General features: G+C 64.2%; 10 protein-coding genes. 7 read left to right on the top strand and 3 right to left on the bottom strand.

Annotated elements, in window-relative coordinates; genetic code table 11:
* Positions 1-467 precede the first annotated feature (467 nt).
* Together secE and nusG are read left to right on the top strand one after the other, a co-directional pair.
* Positions 468-653 (top strand): preprotein translocase subunit SecE, encoded by a 186-nt coding sequence (gene secE, locus V3H18_RS15965; RefSeq protein ID WP_332083065.1) that lies wholly within the window; start codon positions 468-470, stop codon positions 651-653.
* Between the two features lie 24 nt (positions 654-677).
* Positions 678-1,208, top strand: a complete 531-nt coding sequence (gene nusG / locus V3H18_RS15960) for a transcription termination/antitermination protein NusG (protein WP_292528758.1) — start codon at positions 678-680, stop codon at positions 1,206-1,208.
* 59 nt (positions 1,209-1,267) lie between these two features.
* On the opposite strand, the gene V3H18_RS15955 is transcribed toward nusG, so the two are convergent.
* Positions 1,268-2,452: a glycerophosphodiester phosphodiesterase family protein gene (locus V3H18_RS15955; protein ID WP_332083064.1), complete on the bottom strand. Its 1,185-nt coding sequence runs from the start codon at positions 2,450-2,452 to the stop codon at positions 1,268-1,270.
* 793 nt (positions 2,453-3,245) lie between these two features.
* Here V3H18_RS15955 and rplK point away from each other — a divergent pair.
* The 4 genes from rplK to V3H18_RS15935 all read left to right on the top strand — a co-directional run bounded on the left by rplK (position 3,246) and on the right by V3H18_RS15935 (position 8,635).
* Positions 3,246-3,692: a 50S ribosomal protein L11 gene (gene rplK / locus V3H18_RS15950; RefSeq protein WP_332083063.1), complete on the top strand. Its 447-nt coding sequence runs from the start codon at positions 3,246-3,248 to the stop codon at positions 3,690-3,692.
* Positions 3,693-3,696: 4 nt separating this feature from the next.
* Complete coding sequence (gene rplA, locus V3H18_RS15945) at positions 3,697-4,401, top strand: 50S ribosomal protein L1 (protein ID WP_332083062.1); 705 nt, start codon at positions 3,697-3,699, stop codon at positions 4,399-4,401.
* Between the two features lie 260 nt (positions 4,402-4,661).
* The gene (gene sucD / locus V3H18_RS15940; protein ID WP_332083060.1) at positions 4,662-5,546 is read left to right on the top strand and encodes a succinate--CoA ligase subunit alpha; all 885 of its coding nucleotides are present in this window, start codon (positions 4,662-4,664) and stop codon (positions 5,544-5,546) included.
* 71 nt (positions 5,547-5,617) lie between these two features.
* The gene (locus V3H18_RS15935) at positions 5,618-8,635 is read left to right on the top strand and encodes a 2-oxoglutarate dehydrogenase E1 component (RefSeq protein ID WP_332083059.1); all 3,018 of its coding nucleotides are present in this window, start codon (positions 5,618-5,620) and stop codon (positions 8,633-8,635) included.
* A gap of 11 nt (positions 8,636-8,646) precedes the next feature.
* On the opposite strand, the gene V3H18_RS15930 is transcribed toward V3H18_RS15935, so the two are convergent.
* Both V3H18_RS15930 and V3H18_RS15925 read right to left on the bottom strand, forming a co-directional pair.
* Positions 8,647-8,979 carry a type II toxin-antitoxin system PemK/MazF family toxin gene (locus tag V3H18_RS15930; protein ID WP_332083058.1) on the bottom strand — a complete coding sequence of 111 codons (333 nt, stop codon included), beginning with the start codon at positions 8,977-8,979 and terminating at the stop codon, positions 8,647-8,649.
* A gap of 3 nt (positions 8,980-8,982) precedes the next feature.
* Positions 8,983-9,228 carry a hypothetical protein gene (locus V3H18_RS15925; protein ID WP_332083057.1) on the bottom strand — a complete coding sequence of 82 codons (246 nt, stop codon included), beginning with the start codon at positions 9,226-9,228 and terminating at the stop codon, positions 8,983-8,985.
* A gap of 90 nt (positions 9,229-9,318) precedes the next feature.
* Between V3H18_RS15925 and V3H18_RS15920 the strand changes: the two genes are divergently transcribed.
* Positions 9,319-9,629 (top strand): biotin/lipoyl-containing protein (locus V3H18_RS15920; protein ID WP_332083056.1); only part of this gene is annotated, 311 nt, incomplete at its 3' end.

Raw genomic sequence — 9,629 nt, 5'->3', positions numbered from 1 at the left:
GGGCGGCGGCGGCTCGGCCGGTCGCGCCGCCTGGGCTTGAGGGGCGACTTGAGGGGCGCGCGCCGCATTGCAGCCGGCGAGCGCGCCGGCCGCGATCAAAGGCGCCGCGATCCAAGAGATTGAGCGCATCTTCTTCTTCCTCGCTCGAAGGGAAAGCCGCGCCCTCATAGCGGCAATCGAGCCTTGGGGGCAATGCGCGGCTTTGCCGAGACGACGGGAAACGACGGGCGGAGGCGCAATTGCCGCCGGCGGAGCCAGCGGCGCTGCCGCGCGCCAGCGCCTCAACGGCGTCGGTCGCCCGTAACCGCGTGTTTTTCACTGGTACTTTTTTCGCTTGGCGGGCGGGGGCCGAGGGGCTATAAGCTAAGGGTAATTCGTGGCGCGTGGTCGAGAGGCCCCGCGCCGCGACTGTTTTGCGGCGCGCCCGTGTCGCGGCCGCCCCGTTCCTGAAAGCCGCCGGTAGTCGAATGGTCAATCCGTTTCAATTCCTGCAGGAAGTCCGCTCCGAGGCGGCCAAGGTCACTTGGCCCTCGCGGCGGGAGACTTTCATCACGACCGGCCTCGTGATTCTCATGGTTCTGTTCGCCAGCCTGTTTTTCGTCGTCGTCGATTATGCGCTGCGTTTCGGCGTCGGCCTGATCCTGGGCGTTTAAATCATTGGAGCTAGTGGCGCCGATATGAGCATGCGCTGGTATATCGTCCACGCCTATTCGAACTTCGAAAAGAAGGTCGCCGAGGCGATTCGCGAGGGGGCGGCGCAGCGTGGACTCGCCGACAGCTTCGAAGAGATTCTGGTCCCGACCGAACAGGTCATGGAGGTGCGGCGCGGCCGCAAGGTCTCCGCCGAGCGCAAATTCTTCCCCGGCTATGTGCTGGTGAAATGCGACCTCAGCGACCAGGTCTTCTCGCTCATCAAGAACACGCCGAAGGTCACGGGCTTTCTCGGCGCCGACAACAAGCCGATGCCGATCAGCGAGGAAGAGGCGCTGCGCATCAAGGGCCAGGTCGCCGAGGGCGTCGAGCGGCCGAAGCCGACGATCATGTTCGAGGTCGGCGAGACGGTGCGCGTCGCCGACGGGCCTTTCGCCTCCTTCAATGGGCTCGTCGAGGAAATCGACGAGGCGCGCTCGCGGCTCAAGGTCGCCGTCTCGATCTTCGGCCGGCCGACGCCGGTGGAGCTGGAGTTCGCCCAGGTCGAGAAGGTTTAAGATTCCGTCCTGCCGCCAAGGAGGCGGACGCGCGGCGTGGCCGCGCGCCCGGGACTCTGCTACCGCAGACCCACGCAGTTCGCGTAATAGGTCACGGTCGCCGGCCAGTCCGAGAAGACGCCGATGACCTTCACGTCGCGCGCCAGCGCATCGAGCGCCTTATACATGTCGCTGTCCTTCTTTATCGCGGCGCCGGTGGGATCGAAGTCGTAGTAGAACCCAGCCTTCGACGCGCCTTGACGCAGATCGGCGCGCTCGAAGGTCCAGGCGATGATCTCGAAGCCCAGGCTCTTGATGTCCTTCGCGAACCTCGAGGCGACGACACGGTCGCCGTCGACGGCGAGAAGCGCGGGCATCGCGGGCGCGAGAATGCGAACGCCGGCGCGCTTGATCTCGGCCAGGAATGCCAACTGTTCGGCGCGCGTCAAGAGCTGTTGGCCGGTCTTGTTGAACAACAGGATATTGTCGGTCGCCGCGTCGTAATCGATCAGAAACGCCGCCTGCCCGCCATAGGGCGTCTTGGCGATCCAGTAGAGTATATCGTTGACGTTGAACGACTGCGGATAGACGTCGCGAGGATCGACGCCCTCCTCGCGTAGAACATTGGCGAAGGCCTGAGCATAGGCCTCCTGGCCGCCGAAGATCGTAGATATCGACGTGGGGTCGCCGCTCTTGAGCTCGGGCGTATGCTTGACGCCGTTGCGCTTGTTGAGCCGGATGGCCTCGCGCATCGTGATAAGCGTGCCGCGTCCGGTATAGAGGTCCGTGCGCCAGGAGGGCGTGCCGCCCTGGAATTCCTGCGGCGTTTTCGCCGCCGGATCGAACGCGTCCATCTTGCCGCGCAGCGACTTGAACTCGCTCAGCGAAAGTTCCGACGTGCGGCATTCGGCGCTCGCGGGAACGGCGCCCGCCGCAGCGGAGAACGGCTTGATGCATTTCGACGCCAAGGGCGTCAGCAGAATATTGGTGGTCGTGTGCAGATCGTTCTGCGCGTGGCGGCAGACGAGCTGCCGATCCTTGGTGAAGGTCACATCGCATTCAACAATGCCCGCGCCCATGCGCGCGCCGGCATTGTAGGATTCGAGCGTGTGCTCGGGAAATTGCAGCGCCGCGCCGCGATGGCCGATGGAAAAGTCCGTCCTGCGGAATGGACCGGTCTTGCATTCCATCAGCCGGCTCTTCAGCGGTCCGTCGTCCATGCCATCGACGAGATAGAACGGACGCGGCCCGAGCTCGATGGCCACGCCATGGTCATCGCGGCGTCCGTGATCGTCATCATCGGCCAGCGCGAAAGGCGCACAGCCGACGAGCGCCGCGGCGAGCGCCGCGCCGAAAATCGCAAATCTTTGTGAAATAAAAGAACTTTTTCATGTGTTCCGCCCCTTATTGGTGACGCCGTCAGCCGGGCGCGCAGACTGAACGCCGCTCCCGGACAGTCGCGGGCACGGCTTAGGCGGCACAGATGACGCCCATGCGAATTGCGGCTTGCGCGGCGCACTCGCCTGGAAGAAAAAACTGTGACGCGGCGCGGGATTCAGCGGCGCTCATGAGAGGCCCGCGAGCGCTGATCGCCGAATTCGAGGCGCTCTTGCGCCGACTCGAACAAGAAGCAGACTCAACGGCTCATTGAGGCTCCGCCGCGCAAGCGGCGTCTCGAGCGACCCGGAAGTCCGATCCCTTGAGCAGAATGGGAGCCGCGATGAGCGACGAGGTCGAAAATTTCACGTTCGCGCTGCTGCGCAAGCTCGACGGGAAGGTGGATGACCTTGGCGAAGAGATGGGGACGAAGAGCATGTAGGTCTTTCGCCCGAGAGGCATTGAGGCCCGCATCAGCGGCAATCAGTTGCTTTTCCCGATCTCGCGAGTATAAGTCCCAGGCCCTCTCGCAGAGGGCTTTTTTCGTTCCGTCCAGCGGAAACGAAAACCCGACGTGGGAGACATGCCCGGTCGCCATCGGGAGTTCATGTCGCACCACGAACTGCAACCGGCGAAGCGGGCGCGTCAGCGCCGCGCGTCGCTAACCGTTGGAGAAAAGCAATGGCGAAGAAAATCGCCGGCTATATCAAACTGCAAGTGCCGGCCGGCGCGGCGAATCCGTCGCCGCCGATCGGACCCGCGCTCGGCCAGCGCGGCCTCAACATCATGGAGTTCTGCAAGGCGTTCAACGCCAAGACGGGACAGATCGAGAAGGGGACGCCCATCCCCGTCATCATCACCGCCTATCAGGACCGCTCCTTCACCTTCGAGATGAAGCAGCCGCCGGTCAGCTTCTTCTTAAAGAAGGCCGTGGGCCTCAAGATCGGCAAAAAGCCCGCCTCCGGCTCCAAGACGCCGGGGCGCAATGTCGTCGGCCAGGTGACGAAGGCGCAGATCCGCGAAATCGCCGAAAAGAAAATCGTCGATCTCAACTGCGCATCCATCGAATCCGCAATGTCGATGATCGAAGGCTCGGCCCGCGCGATGGGCCTGCAGGTGGTGGAGTAAGGCCATGGCGCATATCGGAAAACGCATCGCCAAGGCGCGCGAGGGCATCGAGCGCACCAAGCTCTATGCCGTGGACGAGGCCGTCAAGCTCGTGCGCGAGCGCGCCAAGGCGAAATTCGACGAATCGGTCGAGATCGCGATGAATCTTGGCGTCGATCCCAAGCACGCCGACCAGATGGTGCGCGGCGTCGTCAATCTGCCGAACGGCACCGGCCGCGTTTTGCGCGTCGCCGTCTTCGCGCGCGGCCCCAAGGCGGACGAGGCCAAGGCCGCCGGCGCCGATGTCGTCGGGGCGGAGGATTTGGTCGCGACGGTGCAGGGCGGAACGATCGACTTCGACCGCTGCATCGCGACGCCGGACATGATGCCGCTCGTCGGCCGTCTCGGCAAGGTGCTGGGCCCGCGCGGCCTGATGCCGAACCCGAAGGTCGGCACGGTGACAATGGACGTCGCCGGCGCGGTGAAGGCCTCTAAAGGCGGCGCGGTGGAGTTTCGCGTCGAAAAGGCCGGCATCGTGCAGGGCACGGTCGGCAAGGCCTCTTTCGACGACGGCAAGCTCGTCGAGAATATCAAGGCCTTCGTCGACGCCGTGGCCAAGGCGAAGCCGCAGGGCGCCAAGGGCACCTATATCCAGCGCGTCGCCCTGAGCTCGACCCAGGGCCCGGGCGTGAAGGTCGACGTGTCGACCCTCGGCGCGACGAGCGCGTAAGCGTTTCGGCGTCTCGAAATCTAAAGACCGGCGGGAAACCGCCGGTTTTTTGTTTTGGTTCATCCAACGTAAAGGCTCGCGGCGCCACGATGGGCGAAGGTCCTCGATGGCGATTGCGGCGGCCTGTCGCAGGGAGCGACGCCGCCTTGTGCGGCTGAACTTTTGTCAATAGGTTCCGCGCGGGCGACGACCGGCGGCGTTACGGGTTTTCGCTTCTTCGACTACAGGCGCGAATCGTCTCGCCGTTTCAGGATTTCCGCATGTCCGTGCTCATCGATAAAAACACCAAAGTCATCACCCAGGGCTTCACCGGCAAGACCGCCACTTTTCATTCCGTTCAGGCGCTCGACTACGGCACGAAAATGGTTGGCGGCGTCTCGCCCGGCAAAGGCGGCTCCACCCATCTCGATCTCCCCGTTTTCGACACGGTCGCCGAGGCGCGCGAGAAGACCGGCGCGCAGGCGAGCGTCGTCTATGTGCCGCCGCCGGGCGCCGCCGACGCCATTTGCGAGGCGATCGACGCCGAAATTCCGCTCATCGTCGCCATCACCGAAGGCGTGCCGGTGCAGGACATGATCCGCGTCAAGCGCGCGCTCACCGGCTCCAAGTCCCGGCTGATCGGGCCGAATTGCCCCGGCGTCGTCACGGCGGGCGAAAGCAAGATCGGCATCATGCCCGGCAATATCTTTTCGCGCGGGTCCGTGGGGGTCGTGTCGCGTTCGGGCACGCTCACCTATGAGGCGGTCTTTCAGACGACGCGCGAGGGCCTCGGTCAGACGACCGCGGTCGGCATCGGCGGCGATCCGGTGAAAGGCGTCGATTTTATCGAGGTTCTGGAGTTGTTTCTCGCCGACGAGGCCACTAAGTCCATCATCATGATCGGCGAGATTGGGGGATCGGCGGAAGAAGACGCGGCGCAATTCTTGAAGGACGAGGCGAAGCGCGGCCGCAGTAAACCCACAGTCGGCTTCATCGCCGGGCGCACGGCCCCTCCTGGCCGCCGCATGGGCCATGCGGGCGCGATCATCTCCGGCGGCAAGGGCGGCGCCGAGAGCAAAATCGCCGCGATGGAGGCGGCGGGCATTAAAGTGTCGCCGTCGCCTGCGAGGCTCGGAAAGACATTGGTCGAAGCGCTTAAGGGTTAGCGCAAGCCCGTTCGCGCTTCGAAAGTCGTCGGCGATCCCTTGCGAGCGCGGGCGCTTTTAGGAAAGACGAAATGGCGCGATTTGAGACGAATGGCGGGGCGGGGCCGGCCGCGCCGGCGGGGCAGGGGCAAGCCGCCGCGCAGAGCGATTTCAAGAATTCGACATCCTTCCTGCAGGGCGCGAACGCGAGCTATCTCGAAGGCCTGCTCGCGGCCTATGAGGCCGATCCCGCCTCGGTCGGCCCCAACTGGCGCAGCTTCTTCGCCGAGATGGGCGTCGCGCCGCATCAGGGCGTCGCGCCCGCGGGACCGAGCTGGGCGCGGCGCGACTGGCCGCCGCTCGGCAATGGCGAATGGGTGAACGCCTTCGTCGGCGAGGCGCCCGCCCCCGTCGCCAAGCCCGTCGTCTCGCCTCCCGCCGCGACGACCCTTCCGGCGCCGCTACCCGCCAGCGGCGAGGACGTGCTGCGCGCGACGCGCGACTCGGTGCGCGCGCTGATGATGATCCGCGCCTATCGCATGCGCGGACATCTGCACGCCAATCTCGATCCGCTCGGCCTCGAGCAGCGGCAGGATCACGGCGAACTCGATCCGCAGACCTATGGTTTCGCCGACGAGGATTACGACCGCCAGATCTTCCTCGACGGCGTCCTGGGCATGCAATACGCGACGCTCTTCGAGATGGTGACGATCCTGCGCCGCACCTATTGCGGCGCGATCGGCTTCGAATTCATGCATATCTCCAATCCGGAAGAGAAGGGCTGGCTGCAGGCGCGCATCGAAGGCCCAAAGAAGGAGATCGTCTTCACCCCGGAAGGCAAGCGCGCGATCCTCAATAAGCTCGTCGAGGCCGAAGGCTTCGAGAAATTCCTCGACGTGAAATATACCGGCACCAAGCGTTTCGGCCTCGACGGCGCCGAATCCATCGTCCCGGCGCTGGAGCAGATCATCAAGCGCGGCGGCGCGCTCGGCGTGAAGCAGATCGTGCTCGGCATGGCGCATCGCGGGCGCCTCAATGTGCTCTCCCAGGTGATGGCCAAACCGCATCGCGCGCTGTTTCACGAATTCAAGGGCGGCTCCTTCCTGCCCGACGAAGTCGAGGGCTCGGGCGACGTCAAATATCATCTCGGCGCTTCGTCCGACCGCGCCTTCGACGACAACCGGGTGCATCTCTCGCTCACCGCCAATCCGTCGCATCTCGAAATCGTCGATCCCGTCGTCTTGGGAAAAGTGCGCGCCAAGCAGGACCAGTATCATTGCGCCGACGGCGACCGCCGCGCGGTGATGCCGCTGCTCATTCATGGCGATGCGGCCTTCGCCGGCCAGGGCGTCGTCGCCGAATGTTTCGGCCTCTCCGGCCTCAAGGGCCATCGCACCGGCGGCTCGGTGCATTTCATCATCAACAATCAGATCGGATTCACCACCTATCCGCGCTATTCGCGCTCCTCGCCCTATCCTTCCGACGTGGCGAAGATGGTCGAAGCGCCGATCCTGCATGTGAACGGCGACGACCCGGAAGCCGTCGTCTTTGCGGCGCGCGTCGCCGCCGAATTCCGCCAGCAGTTTCAAAAGCCCGTCGTCATCGACATGTGGTGCTACCGCCGCTTCGGCCATAATGAGGGCGACGAGCCGGGCTTCACCCAGCCGCTGATGTATAAGAAGATCCGCGCGCATCGCACGACGCTCGACATTTACGCCGAGCGCCTCATGGGCGAAGGCGTCGCCTCGCAAGCCGAAGTCGATCGGATGAAGGAGGAGTGGCGCGCGCGTCTCGAACAGGAGTTCGAGGCCAGCCAGGCCTATAAGCCCAATAAGGCGGACTGGCTCGATGGCCGCTGGGCGGGGATGAAGCCCGGTTCGCAGCTTTCCGAAAACGAGCGGCGCGGCCAGACCGGCGTGCCGCTGGAGACGCTGCACGAGATCGGCGCCAAAATCGTCGCGACGCCGGAAGGCTTTCACCTGCATCGCACGATCCAGCGCTTTCTCGACAATCGCAAGGCGGCGATTGAGCAGGGCGGGCCGATCGACTGGGCGACGGCGGAGTCGCTCGCCATCGGCTCGCTCCTGCGTGAAGGCTATAATGTCCGCCTCTCGGGACAAGACAGCGAGCGCGGCACCTTCTCGCAGCGCCATAGCGTGCTCATCGATCAGGAGACCGAAGACCGCTATCTGCCCTTCAATCATATCGCCGAGCGTCAGGGCCGCTACGAGGTCGTCAACTCCATGCTGTCGGAAGAGGCGGTCCTCGGCTTCGAATATGGCTATTCGCTCGCCGAGCCCGAGGCGCTCGTCATGTGGGAGGCGCAATTCGGCGATTTCGCCAATGGCGCGCAGGTCGTCTTCGACCAGTTCATCTCCTCGGCCGAGCGCAAATGGCTGCGCATGTCGGGCCTCGTCTGCCTGCTGCCGCATGGCTATGAGGGGCAGGGGCCGGAACATTCTTCGGCTAGGCTCGAACGCTATCTGCAGCTTTGCGCCGAGGACAATATGCAGGTCGCCAATTGCTCGACACCGGCGAATTACTTCCACATCCTGCGCCGGCAACTGCATCGGAGCTTCCGCAAGCCGCTGGTGCTGATGACGCCGAAATCGCTCCTGCGCCACAAGCGCGCCGTCTCGCGTCTTGGCGAAATGGGCATGGCGTCGAGCTTCCAGCGCCTGCTGCTGGATGAGGCCGAGACCGCGCCGACGGAGAAGTCGGCGCTGAGGCCCGACGAGCAAATCCGCCGCGTCGTCCTGTGCTCCGGCAAGGTCTATTACGATCTTTGGGAAGAGCGCGAAAAACGCGGGATCGACGACGTCTATCTGCTGCGCGTCGAGCAGCTCTATCCCTTCCCGCTCAAGGGCCTTGTCACCGCGCTCGCGCGCTTCAAGGAAGCCGACATCGTCTGGTGTCAGGAAGAGCCCAAGAACATGGGCGCCTGGTTCTTCGTCGAGCCCTATCTCGAATGGGTGCTGGCGCAGGTCGGCGGCAAGACGAAGCGCGCGCGCTATGTCGGGCGTCCCGCCGCGGCCGCGACGGCGGCGGGGACCATGTCGCGTCATCTCGCGCAATTGAAGACTTTTTTGGAAGAGGCGTTCGGGGCGTGAATGCGAAGGCTTCAAATATTCAGGACTTTGCGCAGGCATTGCGAGAGATGGGCAAGCTCGGCGTCGGTCAGCGTCCCGATTTTCGCGCCGATGCGTTTCTTGTCCACCGCCGCCAACTGATCGCAGACCGCCTTACTGGTTTCGCCCGCAGAAGGAATCGGGATGACGATGGGCGGAAATTCCTTGGAGCCGTGCGTCAGCGGAACGACGATGACGGTGCGGCGAAACTCATTCGCCTTGGTCCGGGAGACGATGACGCCCGGCCGAGTCTTTTGAATTTCGGAGCCTTCGGGATTTCGATCCGGAAAGGCGATCCAATGAATGTCGCCGCGCCGAAGACTCACGACTTAGAAACGCGAGAAAGTATCGACAGCGTTGGCGTCGGCCCAGTCGGAGGTTTCGCGATAGGACGCGAGCTCCGGGTCGCTTTCGATTTGCGCGGCGGCGGCGGCGATTTCGTTTTCTTCCGCGTCAAGGACGCGCAACATCATCCGCTCGATCATCTTGCTTCGCTCCCGCCCTTGATAGGCGGCATTGAAGCGGTCGAGAATGTCGGATCGAATGCTGTAGACGGCGCGCTTGGTCGCGGGCATGTCGTGAAAATTCCGGCAATGTGAGAGAGTGTCGCAGTGTAACAGTTGCGATTCGCCTGTCAACGCTTCGCTGCGGAGGGCAAGACGCCAATGACCGAAATTCGCGTGCCGACTCTCGGCGAATCCGTGACCGAGGCGACCATCGGCCGATGGTTCAAGAAAGCGGGCGACGCGGTGCGAGCCGACGAAACCCTGGCGGAGCTCGAGACCGACAAGGTCACGCTCGAAGTCAACGCGCCCGCAGCCGGCGTCCTCGCCGAAATTCTCGTCAAGGAAGGCGAGACAGTTCAGCCCGGCGCGCTGCTCGGCGAGATTTTAGACGGCGCGGCCGCGCCGGCGAAGAACGGCGGCGCGCCGGCCGAGCCCGTAGTCGCGGCGCCCCCGGTCGCTAGGCCGGCGTC

It is taken from the genome of Methylocystis borbori, assembly GCF_036576025.1.
In the GTDB taxonomy this organism is placed as follows: Bacteria; Pseudomonadota; Alphaproteobacteria; order Rhizobiales; family Beijerinckiaceae; genus Methylocystis; species Methylocystis borbori.
This window is presented reverse-complemented; position numbering and strand designations above follow the sequence as displayed.